Source organism: Alishewanella sp. BS5-314, from assembly GCF_025377695.1.
GTDB lineage: Bacteria > Pseudomonadota > Gammaproteobacteria > Enterobacterales > Alteromonadaceae > Alishewanella > Alishewanella aestuarii.
The window spans coordinates 138,868-164,784 of the sequence record NZ_JACEHJ010000001.1 but is presented as its reverse complement, the minus strand read 5'-3'; the positions used below and the strand labels follow the sequence as shown (position 1 = coordinate 164,784).

The 25,917-nt window shown below is 48.9% G+C and carries 20 protein-coding genes and 1 pseudogene; 10 read left to right on the top strand and 11 right to left on the bottom strand.

Going from position 1 to position 25,917, the window contains the following annotated elements; translation table 11 throughout:
- Positions 1-90: 90 nt before the first annotated feature.
- The 4 genes from istB to istA form a co-directional block, all read right to left on the bottom strand.
- Positions 91-837: an IS21-like element helper ATPase IstB gene (istB, locus tag H1D31_RS00770; protein ID WP_261255183.1), complete on the bottom strand. Its 747-nt coding sequence runs from the start codon at positions 835-837 to the stop codon at positions 91-93.
- A gap of 11 nt (positions 838-848) precedes the next feature.
- The gene (locus tag H1D31_RS00765) at positions 849-1,613 is read right to left on the bottom strand and encodes a Mu transposase domain-containing protein (RefSeq protein WP_261255182.1); all 765 of its coding nucleotides are present in this window, start codon (positions 1,611-1,613) and stop codon (positions 849-851) included.
- Positions 1,614-1,630: 17 nt separating this feature from the next.
- Entirely contained in the window at positions 1,631-2,821 is a 1,191-nt protein-coding gene (locus tag H1D31_RS00760) for an IS4 family transposase (RefSeq protein ID WP_261255181.1), read from the bottom strand.
- A 95-nt stretch (positions 2,822-2,916) separates the two neighbouring features.
- Entirely contained in the window at positions 2,917-3,702 is a 786-nt protein-coding gene (istA, locus tag H1D31_RS00755; protein WP_261255180.1) for an IS21 family transposase, read from the bottom strand.
- Between the two features lie 217 nt (positions 3,703-3,919).
- Between istA and H1D31_RS00750 the strand changes: the two are divergent.
- Positions 3,920-4,261: pseudogene (locus H1D31_RS00750) on the top strand (IS4 family transposase); the annotation flags it as partial.
- Positions 4,262-4,454: 193 nt separating this feature from the next.
- Here H1D31_RS00750 and H1D31_RS00745 read toward each other — a convergent pair.
- Together H1D31_RS00745 and H1D31_RS00740 are read right to left on the bottom strand one after the other, a co-directional pair.
- Positions 4,455-4,976 carry a hypothetical protein gene (locus H1D31_RS00745; protein ID WP_261255179.1) on the bottom strand — a complete coding sequence of 174 codons (522 nt, stop codon included), beginning with the start codon at positions 4,974-4,976 and terminating at the stop codon, positions 4,455-4,457.
- 116 nt (positions 4,977-5,092) lie between these two features.
- Entirely contained in the window at positions 5,093-5,572 is a 480-nt protein-coding gene (locus H1D31_RS00740; protein WP_261255178.1) for a hypothetical protein, read from the bottom strand.
- Between the two features lie 735 nt (positions 5,573-6,307).
- Here H1D31_RS00740 and H1D31_RS00735 point away from each other — a divergent pair.
- Positions 6,308-6,823, top strand: coding sequence for a GNAT family N-acetyltransferase (locus H1D31_RS00735; protein WP_261255177.1), 516 nt, complete (start codon positions 6,308-6,310; stop codon positions 6,821-6,823).
- On the opposite strand, the gene H1D31_RS00730 is transcribed toward H1D31_RS00735, so the two are convergent.
- From H1D31_RS00730 to srmB, 4 genes are all read right to left on the bottom strand, one after another.
- Positions 6,783-7,223, bottom strand: a complete 441-nt coding sequence (locus tag H1D31_RS00730; RefSeq protein ID WP_261255176.1) for a type II toxin-antitoxin system HicB family antitoxin — start codon at positions 7,221-7,223, stop codon at positions 6,783-6,785. The genes H1D31_RS00735 and H1D31_RS00730 overlap by 41 nt on opposite strands.
- Positions 7,224-7,234: 11 nt before the next feature.
- Positions 7,235-7,417, bottom strand: coding sequence for a type II toxin-antitoxin system HicA family toxin (locus H1D31_RS00725; protein WP_261255175.1), 183 nt, complete (start codon positions 7,415-7,417; stop codon positions 7,235-7,237).
- A gap of 156 nt (positions 7,418-7,573) precedes the next feature.
- The gene (locus H1D31_RS00720) at positions 7,574-8,632 is read right to left on the bottom strand and encodes an LD-carboxypeptidase (RefSeq protein ID WP_261255174.1); all 1,059 of its coding nucleotides are present in this window, start codon (positions 8,630-8,632) and stop codon (positions 7,574-7,576) included.
- Positions 8,633-8,783: 151 nt separating this feature from the next.
- On the bottom strand, positions 8,784-10,004 hold the full coding sequence (srmB, locus tag H1D31_RS00715; RefSeq protein WP_008608947.1) for an ATP-dependent RNA helicase SrmB: 1,221 nt from the start codon (positions 10,002-10,004) through the stop codon (positions 8,784-8,786).
- Between the two features lie 68 nt (positions 10,005-10,072).
- Between srmB and H1D31_RS00710 the strand changes: the two genes are divergently transcribed.
- From H1D31_RS00710 to H1D31_RS00690, 5 genes are all read left to right on the top strand, one after another.
- A complete protein-coding gene (locus H1D31_RS00710; RefSeq protein WP_261255173.1) occupies positions 10,073-10,798 on the top strand; it encodes a tRNA1(Val) (adenine(37)-N6)-methyltransferase in 726 nt (241 codons plus the stop codon).
- Between the two features lie 75 nt (positions 10,799-10,873).
- Complete coding sequence (locus tag H1D31_RS00705) at positions 10,874-12,793, top strand: sensor histidine kinase (protein WP_261255172.1); 1,920 nt, start codon at positions 10,874-10,876, stop codon at positions 12,791-12,793.
- Complete coding sequence (locus H1D31_RS00700) at positions 12,784-13,470, top strand: response regulator transcription factor (RefSeq protein ID WP_261255171.1); 687 nt, start codon at positions 12,784-12,786, stop codon at positions 13,468-13,470. Before H1D31_RS00705 ends, H1D31_RS00700 begins: the two co-directional genes overlap by 10 nt.
- 182 nt (positions 13,471-13,652) lie before the next feature.
- Positions 13,653-19,946 carry a YDG domain-containing protein gene (locus tag H1D31_RS00695; RefSeq protein ID WP_261255169.1) on the top strand — a complete coding sequence of 2,098 codons (6,294 nt, stop codon included), beginning with the start codon at positions 13,653-13,655 and terminating at the stop codon, positions 19,944-19,946.
- Positions 19,943-21,673 (top strand): ShlB/FhaC/HecB family hemolysin secretion/activation protein, encoded by a 1,731-nt coding sequence (locus H1D31_RS00690; RefSeq protein ID WP_261255168.1) that lies wholly within the window; start codon positions 19,943-19,945, stop codon positions 21,671-21,673. The genes H1D31_RS00695 and H1D31_RS00690 overlap by 4 nt, the downstream gene beginning before the upstream one ends.
- Positions 21,674-21,735: 62 nt before the next feature.
- Here the strand turns inward: H1D31_RS00690 and fldB are convergent, their stop codons facing one another.
- Positions 21,736-22,254, bottom strand: coding sequence for a flavodoxin FldB (gene fldB, locus H1D31_RS00685; RefSeq protein ID WP_261255167.1), 519 nt, complete (start codon positions 22,252-22,254; stop codon positions 21,736-21,738).
- 196 nt (positions 22,255-22,450) lie between these two features.
- Between fldB and xerD the strand changes: the two genes are divergently transcribed.
- The 3 genes from xerD to recJ are packed head-to-tail and all read left to right on the top strand — an operon-like array spanning position 22,451 to position 25,832.
- Positions 22,451-23,347 carry a site-specific tyrosine recombinase XerD gene (xerD, locus tag H1D31_RS00680; protein WP_409976773.1) on the top strand — a complete coding sequence of 299 codons (897 nt, stop codon included), beginning with the start codon at positions 22,451-22,453 and terminating at the stop codon, positions 23,345-23,347.
- Between the two features lie 16 nt (positions 23,348-23,363).
- Positions 23,364-24,095: a bifunctional protein-disulfide isomerase/oxidoreductase DsbC gene (gene dsbC, locus H1D31_RS00675; RefSeq protein ID WP_261255165.1), complete on the top strand. Its 732-nt coding sequence runs from the start codon at positions 23,364-23,366 to the stop codon at positions 24,093-24,095.
- Between the two features lie 3 nt (positions 24,096-24,098).
- Positions 24,099-25,832 carry a single-stranded-DNA-specific exonuclease RecJ gene (recJ, locus tag H1D31_RS00670; RefSeq protein ID WP_261255164.1) on the top strand — a complete coding sequence of 578 codons (1,734 nt, stop codon included), beginning with the start codon at positions 24,099-24,101 and terminating at the stop codon, positions 25,830-25,832.
- The last annotated feature ends 85 nt before the right edge of the window (positions 25,833-25,917 follow it).

Below are 25,917 nucleotides of genomic sequence, written 5' to 3'. Positions count from 1 at the left end.
GTTTGTCCGGCCACCTGTTCCGGTTTCATCCGGCCAGGCGTTTCGGTGTGATCCGGCCAGCATGATCTGACCTTCGTTTATGTTCTCTTTTTACCCGACTTCTTCCCCCTGAACCAGTGTTTTTTTACGTTGTGACTCACCTGTTAATTCCAGTCGGTGGGCGTTGTGGATCACTCTGTCTAATAGCGCATCTGCAACGGTCGGGTTATCCATCAGGCCGTACCATTCTGAGACCGGTAATTGACTGACGATGATTGTACTGCGTTGCTCGTAGCGATCTTCAATCACATCCAGTAAATCACTGACTTGCTTCCCTTTAAATCCCTCAAGGCCCCAGTCATCCAGGATCAGCATATCCACCTTTTGTAGCTGTACCAGTTGTTTAAGATAGCTGCCATCAGCATGCCCCATTTTCAGGCTCTCCAGTAACCGGCCTAAGCGGTAATACAGTACACGTTTATTCTGACGGCAAGCTTGCTCACCTAAGGCGCAGGCAAGATAGGTTTTGCCGCTGCCAGTGGGGCCGGTGATCAGGATATTCTGATGGTACGTCAGGTGATGACCTTGCAGCAGCGGGGTAATGTGCTCAGCGCGTAAGCCTCGCTTTGCCGGATAGCGTAAGCCTTCCGGTGTCGCTTTAAGGCGCAGATTAGCCTGTTTGCGCAAGCGTTGTAAGCGGGTGTTATCTCTTGCCAGATGTTCTTGCTCGACCAGTAATCCCAGTCGTTCGTCGAAGCTCAGCTCTGCGTAAGTGTGTGGCGCAAGGCGTTGCTGCTCCAGCGCATTGGCCATGGCTGCCAGCTTAAGCTGGCGCAGTTGGATAAGTAGTGAATCCATTAGTGGTGTCCTTATTGGTAGTATTTTGAGCCACGGATGTTGGTGTGTGTGCCAGGGATAATGGTTTTGGTTTCATCCGGTTGCCAGCGCATATCTTCGCCGTTTTTAAGCAGCTTTTTGATGACCGGTATATAAGGTAGTTGGCGACTGATGGCCAGTGCGCAAGCCTTTTCCAGTCGGTCACTGCCATAGCGTTTTTGCTCGCTAAGGAGCCCCAGACAGGTGCGCTGCGCTTGGATAAGATGATCTTTGTGACGTTCAACCGCTAAGACCACTGCCAGCGTGTTGGTGCCAATATGGGTTGCCCAGCTGCGAATGCGCTCAGGGCTCCACTCCAGATGGGCAGCATGGTTCTCTGGCATATGCGCTATGTCCGTCGTGTGCCGGTAAGGGGTATAGCTGCGAGCATGCTGGGCGACACATTTCGCTTGATGGTAAATCTTAATCAGCGTTTGCGTGGCGCTGATTTCAACTCGCTCACCCACTAAACGGTGTGGCACCGAGTACCAGTGATAGTCGTATTGTACATGGTAGTCTTTGGCGACTTTGGCAATGCGATAATCGGTGTACTCATAGGCGTAAGGCGGCAATGGCTGCAAGGCAGGTTCGTCCAGCAATTTAAACAACTGCTCACGGCTGGCACCGTTGTAATGCTTCATCGGCCGCTGGTTAAGCTCAGTATTCAGTGCGCGGATGGCCTGATTTAACGCGGCCAGTGAGTGAAACACCTGATGGCGCAGCCGGGCTAATACCCAGCGCCTGAGGGATCCCCACAAATTTACACCTCATAGTATCAGCTCTTTGCCAACTTGATTTGCGCCCAGTCCCACTGAGCAGCCCAGTGCAAGATTTGCTTTAGCCCTTGCTGATAATGTTGCCTGCTGATTGGGAGCTTGGGTTCATTACATAGCAGGATGCCGAGGAAGTTCAGAGCAAGTACCCGTCGATTTCTTACTGTGTTAGCCTGATATCGTAAGTGCACACCTGCTATTTCACCTGCGGCTCCCATCAGGTAGTGGAACCAATTTGCCAGTGCAGCCAATAGCAGCAATATATTCAAACGTGATTTACACTTGGTGCCGTGCAAGTCACTCCCTAAGCCATAGCGCGGGCTTTTCTGGTCGCGGAAACTTTCTTCTATTTGCATCCGGCTGCTGTAGCATTTGGCGATTTTATCCGCATAGTCATGACACTCAGGTAACGATGACACCAATAACCAGGGTTCTTTGTAAGATTTATTTCTATCACGCTTCAAGAGCTTATAGCCTTTACCTACCAGAATAGCGCGGGTTTCATATTGCTGCGTCTGAGTCAGCACGATTGCGCCTACGTGTTTGGGTGTAGCGCGAGCCTTTTTATAAAGAGCATTCACGGTTATAAATTCTGTTTGCTCTGTAAGCTTAAGTTTCACGTTGCCTCTGACTCTGGCGACATAATGCCAGCCTAATTGGCGTACCTGTTTAAGCCAGGGCACCTTGAAGCCAGCATCGGTGACGATAACGGGCTTGCAGTCTTTGGGTAACATGGCCTTGAGCTGTTTTAAAAACGCGCGGTGCAAATGTGGGCAAGTATACTCTTCTGCTGCCGCCACTTTTTGTAATAGCGTCAATGCTCTGCCATCAGCGGCCATACTGGCTCGCAGTATAAAGTGCCGTTTCGCGGTATCAGCGTTGCTCCAGTCAACCAGAATGAGCGGTTGCGATTTACTGCTAACGACAGACTTAGTCATTGCTGCATAGATAAGAGGCAGTTCCCGTTGCAGATTGGCATTGCTGAGTAATCTATCCGCGCGCTTGATACTGATTTTGTCGGACGATCCTGGCATTGCGCGCCCTATGGCGGTCACAGTGCAACGCGCGTCTTTAGCAAGCGCAGTAACCGCGTCTAATAAGACAGAAAATCGCGCTTTATGCATAGTTTTGGGGGTGACAAATCCGAGGAAATCGGCGAGCATTCTTTTCACATTCATGGCTGTTAATGACATGGTTTAGTTTTGGCGAACGATCAGATCAGGAACGGCCATGAATGTTCCCTAATCGCCTAACTTTTTATTTTAAATGCAGAATTTCTGGGGATACCTCAGACCCAGCGCTCAACTATCAGCACAGCCGATTCGACTTTGCCTTTATCCTGCGGTTTGCGTGGTCGGGTGGGCATCAATGCACAGCAATAATGTCTGGCCAGCGCTTTGTAATTGTCGTTAATCACCGGCTCGAACTTATCCGCTTTATCAACCGCGGCTTTGAGATTATCGGGTATCAATAATGCGGGTACACCACCTAAAAATGTCAGGCAACGACTGTTCGCCATCAGCCAGGATTCCCTATCCTGACCTTTACAGGCTTCAATATAGGTGTAGTTCGATGCGCCCATGGTGGCGACGAAGATAGCAGCGGGTTTTATCTCGCCTGTTTCTGGATGCACAATTGGCACTGTTGGGCCACAGAAGTCGATAAACAGCTTCTCACCGGCTTCATGATGCTGCCGCATTGAGCGTTTTTGTACAGCACACCAGCGGCGATAATGTTCGCAGAATTGCGTGTAACCAAGCGCTTTATTGCCATGCTCAGCTTGATACTCCTGCCATAACAGCAGTTTGGTGACGCCTTTTCTGCGCAGCTCAAGGTGTACCTGCACCCACAACGGCAAGACCCGCTGTGTACTGTAATCACGTCCAGGAAATAACTGTTTATCGAGGCTATCAAGCGGGTAATCGGCTGCCAGCGGCCAGCTCAGACCTAAATTGTTAAAGCGTATGACCACATCACTGATGGTTGCCCGGCCGATATTTAGTGCCTGAGAGATTTGTCTGTCGCTTAACTTGGCCTCGAATTTGAGGCGGAATATATCCAGATAAGTTTGCATATCTGTCCTTACCATTTTCTTTTTACGTGTCATGACTACTCCGACAAACAGTTAAAAAACTGTTATGCCAAAGTCCGTAAAACGAAGGAAGAACAAACTGGCCGGACGATACCGAAACAGATGGCCGGATGAGGCCGAAATCAGTGGCCGGATGATACCGAAATGGGTGGCCGACTCATGCCGAAATCGCTGGCCGGATCATCCCGAAATACGCACCATCACGCTTCGCAGCAAAAAAGTCGCGTTGGTGTATCAGGAATTATGGGGTCTATTGCTGGGATACAATCTAGTCAGGCGGGAAGCCAGTCAGGCCGCAGTCGCGCACAAACGGGCACCTTACGAAGTCAGCTTTAAGTTTGCTTGTCAGTTTATAGCCAGCAAGCTGGTGATGATGGCGGGCGCTATCTCGCCGTCACACTCAGCAAGAAGACTGTCAGAACTGCGCGGTTGTGTCGGCAATCTGTTTATAGAAAAACGCCCCAGGCCAGCAAGACCTAGGGCGGTGAAGATATCCAAAACCCGTTATCCGGTAAACCGCAATGCCGCTCCACTTAAGTGAAGAGCATTACGAAGCACGCGCGGCTTTGTAGTGGAGGCGGAGCCGAAAAAAAAAGCCATTGCCGTGCCTGTGATAGCAAGAAAAAATGCGAGGAACGCTTTAGCAGAAAAAAAGAACCACAACTTTAAACACCCGAAAGCGGCTAACACCTGAATTAAACGCTCCGTGAAGCTGCATCGGTTTGGACAAATAATTAGCTGCCACCGGCGATGCCAATTTTTGGACGGTACTGCGCCAGCAAGTGCTTCAGGCCGACGGCGTACGCGAAGGACGCCACCCAAAACATAAAGCCTATTGTCAGAGCCTTGGCAAATGAGCTCGAGCCGCTTGGGTCCGGATAGATGTGCAGGTGAATCGCAACGGCGAATAATGTTGCCAAAATAGAGCTGCCGAAAATGGATATGGTGCGTGGCATCTCCATGAGCACGTTCTTGGCAATCGAGAGCACGCGGGGGCTCTCCTTCGTCGCTGCTAATAGAAAGAAGAGTACGCCGGACACTACCAAAATGGACAGTAGTGAGAGGAAGAACTCAGGGAACGTAGTGCCGTTGATTTTCTGGTTGGCGTAAGCTGCCAGAGCAGCGCTGTCACGTAGAAAATTGGATGAGAACATTGCAATAAAGAAGAAGATCGCAGTTTGTGCGATCGATATGGACAACTCCTCTGCAAGCAGCCATAGGCTATTCCTCTGTGTTTTAGCTTCTTGTCCTTTCATGATAAGACTATATTCCTACTGTGGCAGCTAATGCATAAATTTAGCTCGGAGAGCCGCGCAGCGGGCTGACGTCACAGACATAACTTTTTGCTGTCGAAAAAGTTTGATTGTTATGTTTATTGGTAAACAACCTCGGTTGATATAGCAATGCAGCCATTACCGGCAGGCATGAGCAGTCTATCAACGCTGCCTGACGGATTCTTCAAAACCACAAGACCTGCTAGCTCTCCTGAATATTTCCAATCACTAAAATTTATTTCACGAGCAACACTGCAGGATTTATCAACGTAAAAAACTGTCGTATACGAGCCATCGCATCGGCCTGTTTTACCGGGTGAAACATTCAACATAGCAGCAGAATGCCCATCTGGATACTTGACAGCAATTAGCGCATTAAACAGCCGAGTATCTGCCTCATTATTATTCCATGTTGCTAATGAGCCATGATTATTGTCTTTAATCACAAATTTTGACAACCCGTCAACCAAATCTAGGCAAGCGTTGAAGCCAGCACCCTTTGCGTGCTGCGTTGGTAGTGTTTCAGCATCCGCTGCTGCCGATAAAAAAACTGCACCAAGCAAAAAAAGTCTTTTCATTGTCATCTCCATTTTTGATATAAAATTTAAACATAATGTTCGTAGCACAGGCCGAAACCCGCGCAGCGGTTGAGGTCCAGGCCACGCAGTGGCCGATTGGGCACAGATTGCACATGCAACTCCGTCTTGGCCATTTCTACATGTCCCAGAATTGCTGCAATGGCCACATGATTCATATTTGGGTTGCTGCAAATTAACTCTCCTTGTTCTCTAATGCTTAATATCCGGAAAAATTTGTATTTAAATACAGATCCTTCTGCTGTTGTTAATTTAATGTGTTAAATATTACATGGATTTTCTAAAGCTTACAACAAGCGGCTATTTACACTTCCTGAAAACAAGGACTAATCCGTCTAAAAGCATTGGCTGGCTATACTCAGATGCGAACAGGATACTTTTACAGCTCCAATATCCGCATTTACGACTACAGTAGTTTTCTGCTCCAGATCGCAGATGTGACTCCGGTACGACAAGCATACCGGAGTCAGGTGTAGCAGTGCAGGCTAAGATTCCCAAGTTGGCGCCACTGTGCTACTTTTATCGGGCTGACCAACTCCGGACGGGATCCGTAGCCGCGTTAACCCACACAGCGCCGGCTTCGCATTGCATAATAAGAGGAAAAACCGATGCGTAACGTCAAAGTCATCCAGCACAATAATTTCTATCTCAAGGCCCTGTGCGAGTGATCCCAGGCGCTATGACGCTGTCTTTTCTGCAGATTAATACCGGTATGCTATGAGCAGTCCCGATCTGATCCTGCTTAAGTATTTGCCTGAGCTGATCCCTGAGCTGGCGCATTGGCATTATCTGGAGTGGGGCGCCCTGTTTCCGGAAAAAACCGAAGCCGACTTTGCCGCCGATCTGGCCGCCAGTTTAAATGAGCAGCAATTGCCGATCAGTTGGGTGGTGGTGTATGAACATCAGGTGGTAGGTACCGCCTCGCTGTTACTGCACGATATGCAAACCAATCGTGAGTTATCGCCCTGGCTGGCCAATATTTATCTGGCACCCTCGGTAAGAGGTAAAGGGCTTGGCAAATGGCTGGTGCAGCAGGTGATGACAGAAGCCCGGCAGCTGGGGCTGATGCAACTGTATTTATTTACCGAAGATCAGGCAGAATTTTATCAACGTCTGGGCTGGCAGGTACTCAAGCAGGAGCTGTATCAGGGCAAGGCAGTGACCATTATGAGCTGGTGTTGTAACGGAATGGCTAATTGCTTGCCGTCTCCAATTCATGCCGCGCAGCTGTAGCCAAAAAGTGACTACGATCACGGTAGCGATCAGGTGAGTTCTTCACTGTTTGATCAATGCGGCTGATCAAGGTGTCAGGCATACTGATGTTAATACGCTTGGGTTTACCGTCAAAACTAGACAGATCAATATAAACCAGCAACCAACTATCACAATAAGCATACTCAGCTTGCTGTTGATAGCTAAGTGGGCCAAGATCCTGAATATTGGTTAGTGCAAGGCCTTGCTCTTGAAGCTGTTCCAGCGTCATCATAATGGCTTCTGTTACAGCCGGCGCAATTTCTGCCTGACTGTCGGCGGCACTGATACAACTAAAGTCAGTGGTACAAAGCGCAGGCACCACCAGACCATAAGCGGTGTTATCAGCTGTTGGTTGTTCGATACCCACCGAAAAATACATGTATTACCTCACTATATACCAGCGGCTTTTCTGATCGCTTTTAATGTTCCAATAGGTAAAGCACCTTTGGGATGGGGGACGACAAAGGTTTTGCCGGTAAGTGGCGAATACCATAGTTGATGGCTGCCTTTGCCTTGCCGTTTTAGTTCACAGCCTGCAGCTTTCAGTTCCCTGATCAGATCTATAGATCTCATTATAGCTCCGTTTCGCAATCTTGCACACACCAATACACACAATGGGGTAAGCAGACTTACCAGAGTCGGCGGGCAACGGACAAGATGTAGCTTTAATGTAAAAATCTTAGCAGATTTTTGCTAAGCTTTTTATCAGGCAGGTAAGGCTAATATGGGCTAACTTTGAAACACCGGCTCCAGCAAACGGAAGGTGCCGGCGTCGGCATCCATTTCTGCCATAGCGCCAACCGGCACAATAAACTGCTTTGGAATATGACCAATCATGGCGCCGCGGTAAGCCGGAATACCGAGCGGCTTAATAAAGTCAGCAAAGATTTCATCTAAGGTTAAACTGCCCCAGCCGTTGCCTGGGGTACAGCGGTTACAGTCACCAAAAATAAAGCCTTTAATTTTATCCAGCGCGCCCATTAGCTTTAAGGTGCTCATCATGCGGTCGATACGGTATGGCTGCTCTTCAATATCTTCGAGGAATAAAATCTTATTCTGAAAATCCGGCAGGTAAGGCGTGCCAGCCAGCGCCGTTAATACGGTCAGATTGCCGCCGATCAGCTGGCCCTGAGCTTTGCCGCCGGTAATGATTCGGGTGCGGTTTTCGCGTTGCACCAGCTCGCCTTTCAGATCCTGCTCGTTCTGGTATTGCATCAGCTCTTGTTTAAAGAACAGCCGCTCAAACTGATCAACATTAAAGGCATTCCAGCTGCCTATGCCATTCGGGCCATGGAAACTGACCAAACCGCACTGTGCCAGCAAGGCATTATGTAGCGCAGTGATATCGGAATAACCGAGCAATGGCTTAGGATTGCGGCGGATCATTTGATAATCCAGCAGCGGTAAAATGCGGGCTGCGCCAGAGCCACCGCGGGCACAGATCACGGCTTTCACCTCTGGATCGGCAAACATGGCATTGAGATCCGCGGCGCGATCTTCATCTCTGCCAGCTAAGTGGCCACGGCGTTCGTTATAGAAGCGGCCGCTTTTTACTTTAAAACCCAGGGCTTGCAGGGTTTCGCGGGCGATTGCCAGATCTTCAAGATCCGCGACGGCAGCCGAGGAGGCGATTAAGCCCACCGTATCGCCCTTGCGCAGCGGTTTTGGCAGAATGCGGCCAGTCACTTGCCGTTTGGCCGTGGCAGCACCGGCCGGTACAGCGCAAGCGGTAAGCGGCAGCAGGCTTAATGCCAGCGCACTGGTTTTTAGAAATTGTCGTTTATCCATCAGCGGCACCATGCTTATCAGTAATAATTTATTCCTATTGGTAGCATAACTTTGGAATAAATGCAGCAGCTAGGGCGGAAAATCAGGCGTTTTTTCGAACGGCAGCCCGGCGCAGAGTGCGGCCGGGCTGAAGAATGGCAGGTGACAAAGCTTACTTTTTGGCTTTCGGTGCCAGCTTTTTCGCGGCAACCCGGCCCGGTTTTTTCTTTTTCTTGGTGACCTTGGCTTCTTTATGTTTTGGCCGCAGCTCGTCGATCACCCGGCGCTTTAACGGCTGCTCGGTGTAACGCTCAACCTTGCCAACCACTGCCATATCATGGGCTTCAACCAGCGAAATCGCGGTGCCTTTTTTACCGGCGCGGCCGGTGCGGCCAATGCGGTGCACATACACATCGGCGCTGCGCGGCATATCATAGTTAATAACATGGCTGATATCGTCGATATCCAGACCGCGTGCCGCCACGTCGGTGGCAACTAAAATCCGTACCTGATTATTGGTAAAGCGTGCCAGCGCCTGTAAACGTTTGTCCTGCGGCATTTCGCCCTGCAGCCAGCAGCACTTAATGCCGGCGGTTTCCAGCTGACCAGTTAGCGTTGCCAGCCGCTCGCGGGTTTTCACGAACACTATGGCTTTACTGACGTCGGGCTGCTTCAGAATATGGGTTAGCAGCGCCAGCTTATGGTTGGCATCATCGGCCAGATGGCACCACTGCAAAATTTTGGCTTTTTCTTTGCGCGATGGGTTGGCTTCGACATGTTCCGGCTCTTTCAGTGCTTTTTCGGCAAAGCGCTCTAACGAGGCGCCTTCCAGCGTGGCAGAGAACAGGAACGTCTGGCGGCGGCGGCGCGCTTCCAGCACAATGCGATTCATCTCACCGATAAAGCCCATATCCAGCATGCGGTCAGCTTCATCAAGAATAAGCAGCTCGACTTCATCGGCCTGAAAGCTCTCGGCATCCAGATATTCAATTAAGCGGCCCGGGGTGGCGACCAGAATATCGTTGTTCTTTTCCAGCGTATCTTTGTGACTGCCGTAATTAATACCGCCGGTGATCAAACCGACATTCAGCGTGGTGAACTGGCTGAATTGTTTAAAAGTATCGTAAACCTGATACGCCAGCTCGCGGGTTGGTGTCATCACCAGTACCCGGGCAAAGCCCGGATCGCGGCGCGGGAAATCCAGTAGATACTGAATTGCCGGTAACACAAAGGCCAGGGTTTTGCCGGTACCGGTGGGGGCACTGGCTAACAGATCACGGCCTTCCAGCGCCGGCGGGATCGCCAGTTGCTGTATTTGGGTAGGCTGATCAAAACCGGCACTTTCCAGCGCCTGATTTAAGGCGTCATCCAGTTGGAACTCGGCAAAACTCATGTTATTTCCTTAAGCTGTTATATTGTGACATTAGCGGCTGGCGCGTTACACTCCGCGCCGGAGGGCTTATGTCAGCAGGTTTTCAGTGTAAACAATTTTATATCGGCCATCAGCACTGCGCGATGAAAGTCGGCACCGATGCGCTGTTACTGGGTGCCTGGGCCACTCTGCCCGTGTCGTTACAGGCTAATCCGGCCATACTGGATATTGGCAGCGGCAGTGGCATTTTAAGTTTAATGCTGGCACAGCGCACCGGGGGCCACATTCCGATCACGGCAGTGGAGCTCGATACCCATGCCGCTGCCCAGGCTGCCGCTAATGTGGCAGCAAGCCCCTGGCCTGAGGCCATTCGCGTGATAAAGGGCGATATTCTAACCTATAGCACTGCTGAACGTTATGCTTTAATTATTTCTAACCCGCCTTTTTTTCAGGATGCGCTGCCAAGTCAGGATGCCACGCGGCAACAGGCCAGGCATACCGCTAGTCTGCCCTTTGCTGCGTTGTTAGAGAAAGCCGCCAGTTTATTAGCGCCTGGTGGAGAGTTTAGTCTGGTATTGCCGGCCGCCAGTCAGATGGCTTTTACTAAAACCGCGGTAGAGAGCGGCTGGTTGTGTCAGCGGCTTTGTACTGTGAAAAGTAAAGCCGATAAACCGGTAAGCCGTTATTTACAAAGCTGGATTAGATATACAAAGCCTGATTTACCTGTGATTACAAAGCTATTAATATATCAGAGCAGCAATGAATATTCTTCAGCCTATCGCAATTTACTTGTTGATTTTTATTTGAAATTTTAGTTTTAAGTTTTGGGTTTAGAAAAAGAGCTTGGCTTAAATAGGCAATAAACTCGCCTAATAATGGAATGCAAAGTAATGAGACTGAAAAATAAAGTGTTGAGTTACCACATCTCTCACCTAGTTGTTATTTTTATGTTGATTACGAGCAGCTTGTCGAGTGCTATGCCAGAGCCTAGTAGAGTACTGATCCTAAATTCGCATAGCGTAGGTATGCCTTGGTCTGACGCTGTCATGCAGGAGTTATTAAATGCGTTTGCTTCACAGCAGCTTGGTGTAGTGCAGGTTGACTATGAATATACAGGCCTATCTTCTTATTCTGATGCGCTTTACGCCCAACATCTTGCAGAATTATACAAGAAAAAGTATCAAACTAAGCAACCTGACGTTGTTATAACCTTACAAGGTCACGCTACCCGCTTTTTAGTAAGTTACGCGCCGCAAATTTTTTCTAAATCCTTTATTCACATCTACACTGGGGATGAGGGGGATACCTCGCTAGTTAATACACAGAGTAAGGTTATTGCACTGATTACTTCAATGCAAATAAAGCGGAATATAGAACTCGTTTTAAAGCTAAAACCTGCGACTTCTAAAATTTATGCTTTTGTCGATAATAGCCCGGTAGGTAACGACAAGTTAGAGCATATAAAGCAAGAACTCAAGACTTACCCAGCTATAACGTTGGTTAATTTAAGTGACATACCCATACAGGAAGCGATTTCTAAGGTTGCTACCCTACCTACAGACTCGGTTATTTTTTATACCCCTACTTTGTTAGATGTTACAGGGCAGCGTTTTATACCCAGAAACATTTTAAATATTATCAGCCAACAGGCGTCTGTACCTATTTTTACCTTTTGGAGCTCTTTCTTAGGGGCTGGAGCTGTTGGTGGCTACCTAGCTGATACCAAGCACTTGGCTTCAGATTTACTTAACCTAACTTTTGAAGCATTAGCCAGTTCGGATTCAACAAAATCTATTATTTATCGTGAAGGTGGTTCAGGCTATTATTTTGACCATCGACAATTACACAAATGGGGTATTTCTGATAAAAATCTCCCTCAGAATAGTGTCGTCAAGTTTGCAGAATTAACATTTTGGCAGTTGTATAAGCAATATTTATTTCTATTAATCCTTGGGGTTAGTAGCTTGTTGCTAACATTGTTGCTGTTTGGTTACCGTAATAAGCAATTAAGACTTGCTAAAATTGAACTGCAAAAACTTAACGAAAGTTTAGAGCATAAAGTACTCCATCGAACAATCAGACTTCAGGAATCTCAGTTAAAAACCGAGCAGGCACTGGAAGAGAATAGGCAATTACTTACGATGCTATCGCATGAGCTTCGTTCACCCATGTCTGTTATCAATAGCAGTGTTGCGGTTCTTGAAAAAGCACTAGAAATTAAAAATCCACAGCTTGCATTAGACATGACGTTAAAAATAAGACAAGCGGTAACGCGCTTTCGAAACTTTATGGATAGTCTTGCAGCGGCCGATCGTTTGCAGACCAAAATTAGGCCTGAAGCTCATTCTTGCGACATTCTAGTATTGGCCAACAATGTTATATATAACTTAAGCTCGCAGTATCCGAACAGGGTTATTAACCTTACGCTTCTAGGCGAATCTCAAACAACGGTAAACGATCCTTTATTACTTGAAATCTTAATGCAAAATTTACTTGATAATGCTTTAAAGTATTCTCCCAATAGCGCATGTGTTGAATTCAATCTCGTTGTAACCTTGCAAGATATTTCGTTTAACATTGCAGATCGTGGCCCGGGATTTCTTCCAGCTGAGATAGACCAAATGTTTAAGAAATATACTCGTGGTTCTGCAGCAACCAAAGTAAGCGGTACTGGTATAGGTTTGTATTTAGTAAAAAAAATTCTTGATTTATTTTCAGGAAATATAACTATAGAAAATAGAACGGGAGGTGGCGCCTGTGTAAGCGTTCGCTTGCCAGTAATTATAGAGACTAGCAGTAAATGTCATTAAAAGTAGTTTTGATTGAAGACGATACAAATCAGCGTGAAGCTTTACATGCATGGCTTGAGTTGGATGGCTTTCAAGTTTGGTCTGTGCCAAGTGCAGAGGCGTTTTATAAGCAAGCTGCAGTTAATAACTTTGACTTGGCTGTTGTTGATCTAGGTTTACCAGGAGAAGATGGTTTAGAGTTGATAGAGTTTTTACGGAGTAATCTAAAAATATCTATTATTGTACTAACTGCTCGTACAAGCGCAAATGATAGGATAAAAGCTGCCAAGTTAAAAGTTGAACATTATTTAGTAAAGCCTATCATTCCAGAGGATCTATCGGAAATAATAAGGGCGGAATGGAAAAAAAATGACTTTAATAAAAACAATGAATCGCTTTTTCCATGGAAAATTAATACAGCAGAGAAGATACTTATATCACCAGATTTTGAAATTATAAATTTAACATCCAGTGAGCTTTTAATACTGCAGTATTTAGCAAGACAAAGTGAACCGGTATCAAAGCATGATATTGTTTTGCAGTTAGGTGCAAAACCCGCACAGTACGATATGCATCGCTTAGATGTCCACATTAGCCGGTTGCGAGCAAAAATCCGAAAAGTGACCAAGATCAATCTATTTATAACTACCTTACCCGGTCAGCGCCTGCAACTTGTCAGCAAAATTCTTATCCAGTGAGAAAAAGAGAGAAATTGGTATTTAAAGTGTCTCTCCTATCTCATCCTCTTTCATATAATCAAGTATATTGAAAATATACCGTTTATCTTGTCTATCTTGGCTAAATCCATTGGTTGATAAAGTTCTGGTCAGTGGATTTGCTCATGACATTCATGCTTTTGTTTATCTGAAGGAATCCACCTATGAATCGTATCTACCGTCTAATTTGGGACCCCATTCAGCAGCAGGTTGTTGTTGTCAGTGAAAAAGCAAAATCGCGTGGCAAAAAGGGCCGGATTGTTGGCGCAGTGATGGCTGCTGGGCTGATGAGCCAAGGCGCTTGGGCTTCGTCGGTTGCTGCTTTTGATCCGGTACAGGCGGGTATGACGGGCGTGGCGCCACAGCGGGTTGCGATGGCGGTGTCGAATGCGCTACCTGCTAATACGTTGCCTCGAAACGGTACAGTAACGGTTGGTGAGATTACGATAAATAGTGCAGGCAATGTGATGAACATTGAGCAGGCAACACAGCGCGGCGCTATTAATTGGCACAGCTTCAGTGTAGGTAGTGATGCTACGGTAAACTTCCTGCAACCGAACAGCAGTGCCATTACCTTAAACAGGGTGGTAGGGCATGAGCGCAGTGTGATAGACGGCGCTATAAATGCTAATGGCCAGGTGTGGGTTTTAAACAGTCATGGCGTGCTATTTAACCGTGATGCGCAAGTTAACGTAGGTAGCCTGATAGCGACCACGCTGGATATGAGTGATGCCGATTTTGTGGCTGGCAGTTCGACCTTTGAAGCAGGCTCAGGCCGTGGCAGTATTATCAATTTAGGTACCTTGCAGGCTGCTGATGCGGGTTATATTGCGTTACTGGGGCAGCAAGTTGCCAATGAGGGGGTAATTCATGCCCGGCTTGGCACCGCGATGCTTGCGGCGGCAGATAAGCTGACCCTGAATTTTAACGGTGACTCGCTGGTGGGCGTCACCATTGAGCGTGGCACCTTGCAGGCTTTGGTAGAAAACAAACAGGCGATTATTGCGGACGGTGGTTTAGTTACTCTTACCGCTAAGGGCCTGGATGAAGTGATGCGCACGGTGGTGAATAACACCGGTGAAATTCGTGCCCAGACCATTCAAAACAAAGAAGGCCGGATTTTCTTGTTGGGTGGCATGGAGAACGACCGTATTGAAGTCGCCGGCAAGTTAGATGCCAGCGCATCGGAAGGCGGTAATGGCGGCTTTATTGAAACCTCTGCAGCAAATGTACAGATTAATGATGTTAATATTACGACATTATCTGATCATGGCGAAACCGGCACTTGGTTAATAGATCCAACTGATTTTGATATTGTTCAGGGCAATATTTCACAGACAAATAGTGGTATCGGTGCTCAAACATTAGAGTCAGCCTTAGCTGGCAGTAATGTCGTGATTCAAACCGTAGCCTCTGGCAGCGAAGTCGGGAATATAAATGTAAATGCAAACCTCACCTGGTCGGCAAATAAGCTTACTCTTGAAGCTCATGGAGATATCAATGTAAACGCCGTTGTTACGGCCAGTGGCACCAGTACGCTGGATTTAAAAACCGGTTGGGATGGCAGCAGTTACGACACAACTAAGTTCGTCCGGATGCAAATGGACAGGGGTAATAACCAGTTTACCGGAAAAATTAATTTTACCGATGGTGTAGGTGGTTTGCGTGGTGGTGATGGCATTCTGACTATTAACAATCAGGCGTATACGCTTATTAACTCGCTCGGCATAAGTCACACCGACACCACTTTGGGCACACTGCAGGGAATGCAGGCACATTCAACTAAAAACTATGCGCTTGCTGGCAATATTAATGCAATTAATACTGTTGATTGGGATAGTGGAGCTGGCTTTAAGCCTATTGGTCAAGGGTTCCCTTTTGTAAGGGGCTCGTTCAACGGTCTAGGAAATACCATCGATAATCTATTCATTAATCGTCCAGATGAAGACAGGGTTGGAATTTTTGGAACTTATGTTAGTGTTTTCCCCGGAGGCGCGGAGGTACAGCCACTGATCTCAAATATCGGCATTCGCAACGCCAATGTTACTGGGGGAAGAGAGACTGGAATTTTTGCAGGCTATGCAAGCCTTAGTTTTGATCGAAGTCTCAGTGCTGTTAACGTTTTCAGTTCGGGGCAAGTAACTGGCACTAGCAAAGTGGGTGGCTTATTTGGGCAGTGGGGAGGTAAGCATGCTGAACACCTTTACTCTCGTGCAAATGTTCAAGGTAGTGGCGAGGGCATAGGTGGGTTAATCGGTTATTGGGATTCGGGTAGCTTGTCCCAGGTTTTTGCAACTGGCGATGTAAATGCTTCTGCGGGTGCTTCGCGTGTCGGGGGGTTAATAGGCGATATTGACGGTACGCAGGGTCTAAAGCAGTCACATGCCACGGGAAATGTCACTTCTGATCCCACAAATTCTGAGTCGGTTGGTGGGCTTATAGGGTTTATGTATGAAACTGAAATACTTCAGTCCTTTGCGACTGGAAATGTACACGGTCAAAATAATGTTGGCGGTTTAATCGGCTATAACAACAATTATGGTACAAGAGAGGTTCGAGATAGTTATGCAATTGGTAATGTGAATGGTGTCGACAAAGTGGGCGGTTTTATTGGATATTCAAACGAAAGTCGAGTGGTTAATAGTTACTCTGTCGGTCAGGTAACAGTAGCCCCTGGTGGAATCCGCGGTGGATTGATCGCGTTCGAAGATAATTCAAATGCCATAATTTCTAATAGTTTCTGGAATGTTACAACTTCAGGTATAGGCTCATCAGGTCAAACCTCCGGCAGTGCTGGCGGTTTAGGAAAAACCACCGCGCAAATGTCCGATATTCTCACGTTCCGTGGCAGCAACCCTAATGCACCTATCTGGAATATCGTTGCTGCGGATATTGCCGGCCCTTACCCACAGTTACGTTGGAGTACTGAGATTGGTGGCAGCAGTGTCTGGGTTATTCCGTTTAGCATGCTGTACTCGGTATTTAGCGACGTAATTCTGCAAACTGGCGGTACATTTAGTGCCCAGCAGGGTAGTGGTAGTTTGACACTAGACAACGGACAACTAACTTTTGCCAGTGGCAACATTAGCTTGTCACAGGCGCAAATTGATGCGGGTTACCTAGCCGAAGATTTTAAAGCCGGTGCGAAAATTCTTAGTCAGAGTGATATGTTGATTACTCAGGCATTTGAATGGTCTGATTTCGCTTTATCATTAGAGGCCGGTGGCGATATCCTCGTTAACGCGCCTATTGTTGCACGAGGTAATAGTACATTAAACCTTGATGTTGGGTTTGATGGCAGCCAGTACAGCGACGATAAATTGTTAAAGATGCGGCTTAATCCGCAAACGGATTCTTTCAGCGGCAGTATTAAGTTTAAAGATGCGCAGGGAGATCTCCGTGGCGGCGAGGGTATTCTTACGATTAATGGTCAGGCTTACACGCTGATTAATCGGATTGGAACTGATCATACAGATACAGCACTAGGCAGTTTGCAGGGGATGCAAGGAGATTTAAACGGGCATTATGCTTTAGCTGGTAATATTGACGCTGCAGCAACATTTGGTTGGGACAGCGGTGCTGGTTTTGGCCCTATAGGCGGTAGTGATACCTTTAGAGGTAGCTTTAACGGCTTAGGCAATATAATTGATAATTTTTATGTTAATCGTCCTAGTCTATCAGATGTAGGGTTGTTTGGTGTTATACGGCCATCAAGTGGCACCACAAGAACAATTTCAAATGTTGGTTTTGTCAACGCCGAGGTAACAGGGCTTGAAAGAGTGGGGGTTTTAGCTGGAAGAACCCGCGCATTGATAGGTAGCCGTGATCTCCTCATTCACAACGTTTTCTCTACAGGTTCTGTCACCGGGCAGCGCAATGTAGGCGGTTTGACTGGACGTTTAGGTGTAAAGCAGGCATCAGATATTTATTCGCGTGTCGACGTAAATGGGAGTGTGTTAGACGTTAATTTAGCCAATGGAGAAATTTATTCAGTTGGTGGCTTGTCCGGTGGTTGGGATAACGGCAATCTCCACCGTGTCTTCTCTACAGGCGATGTGACCGCAATTAATGTTAGCCCAGTCTCAGGGCAAGAGTATGTGGAAGCAGTCGGTGGTCTTTTTGGTTATACCCTTGATGCTTATGAACTACGAAATGCTTATGCAACCGGCAATGTAATAACACCAAACGCACCATTTTCGCAAAGTGTTGGTGGTCTAATTGGTCAGTTGGATGCAACTAGTATTTGGGAATCCTTTGCAACAGGTAATGTGGTTGGCGGTCAGGCCGTCGGTGGCCTGATTGGATTAGCGTACCCCAATATTGCTATTGAGATCACTAATTCTTATGCGCAGGGTAATGTATCAGGCGTTGAAGCTGTGGGAGGATTTATTGGCCGATATTTCGTTGCTCCCGCGACTATTCCAAACGGCGGAACACCTGAAATTAGTATTTCAAACAGTTATTTTTCAGGTTCAGTGATTGCTACGGGGCGTCATGCGGCATTTATCGGTGAGGCTGATTTAATACCGATGCTGAGCAATAACTTTTGGGATCAAAATAATTCCGTTACATTGTCAGCATATAACGCATCTTCTGCTGTTGGTTTGCCTTACTTAAGTGTTGGGTCAACTCTTGGTGAAATTGAATCTAAAACCACCACACAAATGCAACGCTCCAGCATATTCCAGAGTGCCGGTTGGGATATTGCTACTCCGCTTGCGGGCAATTTGTATCCTACGCTGATTTGGTCAGAAGAGCTGGGCGCCCCAGTATGGCAGACTTATGCATCGTTGGTGACGGTAAATGCACCTACAGTGGTGAGCCGTGATTACGATGGCACAACACAGGCTCAGGTGCAATTTAGCAGTATAAATGGTGTGCAGCCGGGTGAGGATGTAACGGTGAATGCCAGTGCGCAGCTAGACAGTGCAAATGCCGGAAACCGCACCGCTACAGTCAGTTATAGCCTAAGTGGCAGTAACCTCATTGACTTTATTCTGGCAACAACCAGTGAGCAGCTGCAGGCGGTGATTACACCTAAGGCGCTTACCATAAGCGGAACTTTGGTATCAGGCCGGGCTTATGATGGTACTACTGCTGCGAATATTTCAGCGGGCGCCCTGCAAGGTCTTGTGGGCGCTGAGACGCTGGGTGTGACAGGTTCCGGGGTCTTTGACAGTGCCAACGCCGGACAGCGCGGTGTAACAGTGACTTACCAATTGGCAGATGGGACGGGGTTGGCCGCCAATTATACGTTGAGTCCGCAGTTGCTGGCAGCTCTGATAACACCCAAAGCTTTGGGCGTGTCTGGCACTACTATTGCTGATAAAACCTTTGATGGCACCGCAACGGCATCGGTAACAGTCGGTACGTTACAGGGCTTTGTAGATGGTGACAATGTAAATGTCAGCGCCAGCGGCAGCTTTGCTGATAAGAATGCGGGTCAGGGTAAATCGGTAACGGTGACCTACACGCTAGATAACGCAAACTACACGCTGGCGGATGAAACCCTGCTGGCGGATATTCTGGCGAAGGCGTTGAGTATCAGCGGCACTGTGGTGAGTAATAAAACCTATGATGGTAATACCACGGCATCGGTAACAGTCGGTATGTTACAGGGTTTGGTAGATGGTGACAGCGTGAATGTCAGTGCCAGCGGCAGCTTTGCTGATAAGAACGCGGGTCAGGGTAAATCAGTGACGGTGACCTATACGCTGGATAACCCGAACTACACGCTGGCGGATGAGGTCTTGCTGGCGGATATTTTACGCCGCAGCCTGAGTATCCTCGGCACCCAGGTGCAAGACAAGGTATTTGATGGGTCGACATTAGCACAGGTGATCTTGGGGCAACTGCAAGGATTGGTGGGTAATGAAACCTTGGTCGTGAGTGCAACGGGTACCTTTGACTCGGCAGAGCCGGGTAGCCGTACCGCGACGGTGTTTTACAGTCTTGCCGACGGCATTAACGGCGGTTTGGCTGCAAACTATGAGTTGGCAGCACAAACGGGTTTGACTGCGATGATTAATCCGGCGGTATCACCTGCGCCCGGCGCGTCTTCGGCTTTGACGAACTTGCTGGCTACCACTATTGGTCGGGAGAGCCTGCAACTGCAAGGTGTTACATCAATCGTTATTCGTGGTTCTGAAGCCTTAATATATAGTGGCGAGCGACTGACAGCTGTCATTACCTTGCCAGCGGCGTTGGCCGCAGCCTTTGGTGAGGGCAGTGCACAGATGGTTTCAATGGCGGACGAGGATGAAGAGACACTGGTACTGTCGCTTAATGAAGCAGAGTCATTGCTGTTTGGTGAGACAAGTGGTGCGGGTGCTCAGGGTGAGCGGGAAATCCGGGTTCCGGTAAGCCGTAACTCTCTGGCGGAGATTGTCAATGGTGGTGTCAGGCTGCCAGAGGGCGTGCAACAAAAAATCTTCCTGGTAAAAGGTAATCCACAATGACGCGCACTGAGCAAAAGAAGGATAAGAATATGCAGCTTGATTTATTAAAAACATTGCGCGGCGCGTTAGCGTTAAACATCGCCTGTATGACAACGGCAGTGATGGCGCAGAGCACGGTGCCGCAGGTGGGTGATGTGCTGCGTGAGGTGCCGGCTAAGCCGCAGGTTGAGCGGCCGAAGGCACCGCTACCTCAGGTTGGTGCTGAACTGGCTTCACCGATGCAGAGTTTACCGGATGGTGGAGAGCTGGTAAAGGTTAGCGCCTTTCGGGTAGAGGGGAGTCGCGAGATGGCAGCCACTGAGCTTGAAGCGATTGCGAACCGCCATGCGGGTAAAGCGATGACGCTGGCTGAGCTGGAGGCTGTGGCAACAGAGCTAACCCGTTACTACCGTACCCGCGGCTACTTTGTAGCTAGAGTTTATATTCCGGCGCAGGAGGTGATGAACGATGTCATCGTACTGCGGGCAGTTGAGGGTAATTATGGTCGTTTTATTCTGGAAAACCGTTCTCTGGTGCGGGACAGCATCGTACAGGCCATGCTGGATGATGTGAAAAAATATGACATTGTTTCGCTGGATACATTAGAGCGAGCGATGCTGATTATCAATGACACGCCAGGTGTGCAGGTTGTCAGAGCGGATGTGATGCCCGGTGAGGCAGTAGGCACGTCAGATTTTGCGGTAGGCACTGTTGCGGTACCGGAGCATCAGGGTTATATGTTGCTGGATAACTATGGCTCTAAGGCGACAGGCCGCGAGCGTCTTAGCGTAAACTGGGATTGGAATTCGCCGACTGGCAGTGGTGACAGTTTGTCGATAACCGGACTGACCTCACTCAACGGCGACTTGCTAAACGGGTGGGCCGGGTATTCGACGGTTTTAAGCGCTAGTGGCTGGCGGGGTGAAGCAGCGTTATCACGCACCAATTATACTCTGGGTAGTCGCTTTGCGGCGTTGGATGCAGAAGGCGTTGCCACTGGCTTTGACCTGGGTGTCAGTTATCCCATTCGGCGTATCCGGGCGCAGACTATCGCTTTTAGTGCAGGTTATGCGATGCGTAATCTAAAAGATGAGGTAAAGGCTTTTGATACAGAGACACGCAAGCGCTCTCAGGTGCTTAGCGCGGGACTTAGTCTGCGGGATGAGGCGTACTTATGGGGGCTGGATGGTTTGACAGAGGCCGATATTCGTTTGGGGCATGGCGATTTAAATATCCGTGATGCGCTATCACTGGAGTTTGACCAGTCGCCGTTAGGTCCAGATACGGATGGACGTTTTACCAAAATCAATCTTAGTCTAAGTCGCTTAAGTTTATTACCGGATAGCTTTCGTTTACGGACCAGCTTGCGCCACCAAAGCAGTTTTGGGGGTAAGAACCTGGATGGAAGTGAGCGCTTGGGGATAAGCGGCGTAGGCTCTGTGTCTGCTTACCCCTACAGTGAGGCATCAGGTACGGACGCGAGCTTGCTGAGTGTAGAATTGAGCCGGCCTTTTGCGGGTAATGAGCAATTGCAGCATGAGTGGAGTTTATTTGCACAGGCGGGGCAGGCGCGGGCAGTGAAGTCAGACTCTTATCAAAAGTTATCTGGTTTTGGTGTGGGTTGGAGTGGCCGTTATGGTCAAGGGCTGCTGCTGAGGGCGCAGGTAGCTCGTCAGTTATCGGGTGAGTCGGTTAGTGAGCCGGGCGATAAGACCCGTATCTGGTTGCAAGCGGGCTATATTTTTTAACAAAGTGAATAAGCGGGCGATTGCCGTCGCCCGCTTATTCTCAAAATCGTGGTATTAAATCACTAACCTATTTCAGAAATTTCCAGTAAAATTTGTTCCACCCACTGCGCCAGCCGCTCATCGGTTTGCTCGTATTGATTTTCATCATCCAGTGCCAGGCCATAAAACCACTCGCCATCGGGTGTTACAGCTTTCGAGGCGATAAAGTCATAGCCTTGATTTGGCCAAAAGCCAACCCGTTTTACCTGCTGTTTGGCGAGTTCATGATGCAGCATACCCAGTGCATCCTGAAACCACTCGGCATAGCCCAGCTGATCGCCCATGCCATACAGCGCGATGGTTTTGCCGCTCAAGTCCACCTGATTAATCTCCGGCCAGTGCGCTTCCCAGTCTTCCTGAATTTCACCAAAGTCCCAGGTCGATAAGCCGAGGATCAGAATGTCATAGTCAGCCATCGCAGTTAACGGCGTATCTTTTAAGTTATGCAGCGCCACATATTCCGGGCCAATCAGCGCCTGAATTTTTTCTGCCACCATTTCGGTGTAACAAGTCGTTGAGCCGTAAAACAAGCCAATCTTCATCTGGCAGACCTTTTTATCGAGAGTGTGTTTGCACGCTAAAAACGGCCGGCAGTTTAGCATAGTGTGCGCCCTGCGCCCATCAACAAGCAGGGGTAGTTGACGTCTGGCAGCAGATCAGCACCCTTGTTCCCTAAGGGGGGCCTCCGTTACACTAGCCGTAACGTATTAAGAAAGAAAGCTTATGCCAACACCACCGCTGTCCGCCGAAAATCAGCACCTGATCCAACAGTTTCAGGAACAACTGGAACTGGAGCAGGCCGCCAGTGTGCATACGCTAAGTGCTTATGGCACCGATCTGAAACATTTTGGTCGTTTTATCCAGCAACAGGGGCAACCCCATCTTACGGCAGTAACCAGTGATCTGATTAACCGCTATCTGGCGAAACGCTATGACGAAGGTTTTAACCCGCGCAGCACTTCGCGGCTTTTGAGCAGCCTGCGCCGTTTTTACCGTTATCTGGTGCAGCAACAACAGCTTGCGCAAGACCCAACCACAGAGCTGATTAACCCGAAAATAGGCAGCAGCTTGCCGAAAACGCTGTCGGAGCAGGATGTTGAAGCCTTGCTGGCCGCGCCGGATATCAGTGAATTGATCCAGTTTCGCGATAAAGCCATGCTGGAGCTGTTATATGCCACTGGCATCCGGGTAACTGAGCTGGTGACGCTATCGATGCAACAGCTGTATTTGCAGCAGGGCATAGTGCGGGTGCTGGGCAAGGGGCGTAAAGAGCGCCTGGTGCCAATGGGCGAAGAAGCACAGTACTGGCTTAGCCGCTATTTAAAAGAAGCGCGGCCGGCGCTGCAAAGTCAGCTTAGTGATGTAGTGTTTCCCAGTAGCCGGCAACAGCTGATGACACGGCAAACCTTCTGGCATCGGATTAAGTTTTATGCGAAAGTAGCCGGCATCCGGGCTACCTTGTCGCCCCATACGGTTCGGCATGCCTTTGCCACGCATTTGCTGAATCACGGTGCGGATTTACGGGTGGTGCAGATGTTGCTGGGGCACAGTGATCTCTCTACCACACAAATTTACACCCATGTCGCGCAGGCGCGCTTACAGCAATTGCATCAACAACATCATCCGCGTGGTTAGCGGAGTGGGAAGCATTATGAAAAAGTCAGTTAAAACCCTGTTATCGGTACTTGTTGCCGCCATGCTGCCACTAACGGCGGTTGCCAATGAAAAAATCAGCCAGGCGTTGTCAGAAGTTGGGCTAAATGTGCAGGAAGTCAAAGCTTCGCCGATGCCCGGGGTTGCTCAGGTACTGACGGATCAGGGGCTGTTTTTTATGTCAGAAGATGGCCGTTATCTGATTGCCGGTAATGTGCTGGATCTGCAGCAATGGCAAACGGTGCGTGGGCAGCGGGTTCCCACTAACCTGAAAGATCAGCTGATGGCACCGCTAATCCAGCAAAAACTGTTAGAGCAAAAAGACCAGGTTATTGAGTATAAGGCACCGAAAGAGAAGTATGTGGTGCATGTGTTTACCGATCCAAGCTGCGGCTATTGCCGCAAGTTACATCAGGAAATGAAAGACTACCATAATGCCGGCATTACGGTGCGCTACCTGGCTTATCCGCGGGCCGGTGTCGGCTCGGAAACTGGCTTACAAATGCAGCATGTCTGGTGTGCAAAGAATAAAAACGCTGCCATGGATAACGCAAAAGCCGACAAGTCTGTCGCCAAAGCCATGTGTCAGAACCCGGTGGCCAGCCAGTATGCGCTGGGCCAGTTCTTTGGCATTAACGGTACCCCGGCGATGATCCTGCCGGATGGCAATATTATACCGGGCTATATGCCGGCCGCGGCCTTACTGCAACAGCTAACCAGCGGAGGCTAAGCTTTGCAGCTAAAACAAATCAGCCGCCGGCCATTGCCGGCACAAGCTGAAAGTGTGCTGGATCCGGCACTGCACCCGGTATTACACCGTTTGTATCTGAGCCGGGGCGTCAGCTGTGCCAGTGAGCTACAACGTCAGGCCTCGGCGTTACTGCCTTTTACGCAACTAAAAGATATCGACCGCGCCAGTGCCCTACTGGTGGAGGCGCTGACCAGCCAGCAACGTATTGTGATTGTTGGCGACTTCGACGCCGATGGCGCTACCAGCACCGCCGTATTGATGAGTGGCTTAAAGGCCTTTGGCTTTAAGTATCTGGAATATCTGGTACCGAACCGCTTTGAATACGGCTACGGCTTAACGCCGGAGCTGGCCGAAATTGTCGTAGCGCAGGGCGCTGAGCTGATTATTACCGTTGATAACGGCATTTCCGCTATCGAAGGCGTGGCACTGGCAAAACGTGCCGGTGTCAAAGTCCTGGTCACTGACCATCATTTACCGGGCAATACGCTGCCGGATGCCGATGCCATTGTTAACCCGAATCAGCCCGGCTGTAACTTCCCAAGTAAGGCGCTGGCCGGTGTTGGTGTGGCGTTTTATTTATTGCTGGCATTACGTGCGACCTTACGTGACCAGGGTTATTTTGCTGCACAGGGGCTAACCGAGCCTAATGTGGCGGAATTGCTCGACCTGGTAGCACTGGGTACCGTCGCCGATGTGGTGCCGCTGGATGCCAATAACCGCATCCTGGTACATCAGGGCTTAATGCGCATTCGCGCCGGTAAATGCCGGCCCGGTATTCAGGCGCTGATTGATGTCGCCAATCGGGATGCGGCCAAACTGACTGCCAGTGATTTTGGCTTTGCACTGGGGCCGCGACTGAATGCCGCGGGCCGTTTGGATGATATGTCGCTTGGCATCAGTTGTTTACTGGCGCCAAACTTAGGTTTAGCGCGCCAATATGCCGCCGAGCTGGATAACCTGAACGCCGAGCGGCGCAGTATCGAGCAAAGTATGCAGCAGGAAGCGCAGGCACTGCTGAGCCAACTCTCCTTTGATGGCAGCAATTTACCGGAAACCCTGTGTTTATACCGGCACGACTGGCATCAGGGCGTGATTGGTATTCTGGCCGGCCGTATTAAAGAGCAGTTTCACCGGCCGACCATTGCTTTTGCCGAGGGGGATAACGGCGAGTTAAAAGGCTCGGCGCGTTCAATTACTGGCTTACATATCCGTGATGTGCTGGAAGAGATGGCAACCCAGTATCCGGGGCTGATTAAAAAATTTGGCGGCCATGCGATGGCAGCCGGTTTAACCATTAGCGCAGACAAGCTCGATACCTTTGCGCTGGCATTTAACCTGACGGCAAAAAAATACCTGACAGCGGAGCAACTGACCGCGATGGTGTTAACCGACGGTGAGCTGGAGGCGGAGTGTTTTGAGCTCAGTTTTGCCCAGCTGCTGCAAAATGCCGGGCCCTGGGGCCAGGCTTTTCCGGAGCCGGTGTTTGATGGTGAGTTTCAGCTGCTAAGCCAGAAAATGCTGGCCGATCGGCATTTAAAAATGCTGCTAAAAGGCCCCGGCGGCAAGCTGGTTGATGCGATCTGGTTTAATGCCGATAACAAAGCCTGGCCCAATGTGAATATTCAGCGGGTACGGCTGGCCTACCAGCTGGATATTAACGAATATCGCGAACAACAAAGCCTGCAGCTGATCGTGCGCTATATGGAAGGCCTGTAAGCCTACTGCAACAAGCCCTGGTTGAAGATTGCTGTTAAAAACTGCCCGTAGCGGCAGTTTTTTTGTTATAATCCGCGCCAATTTT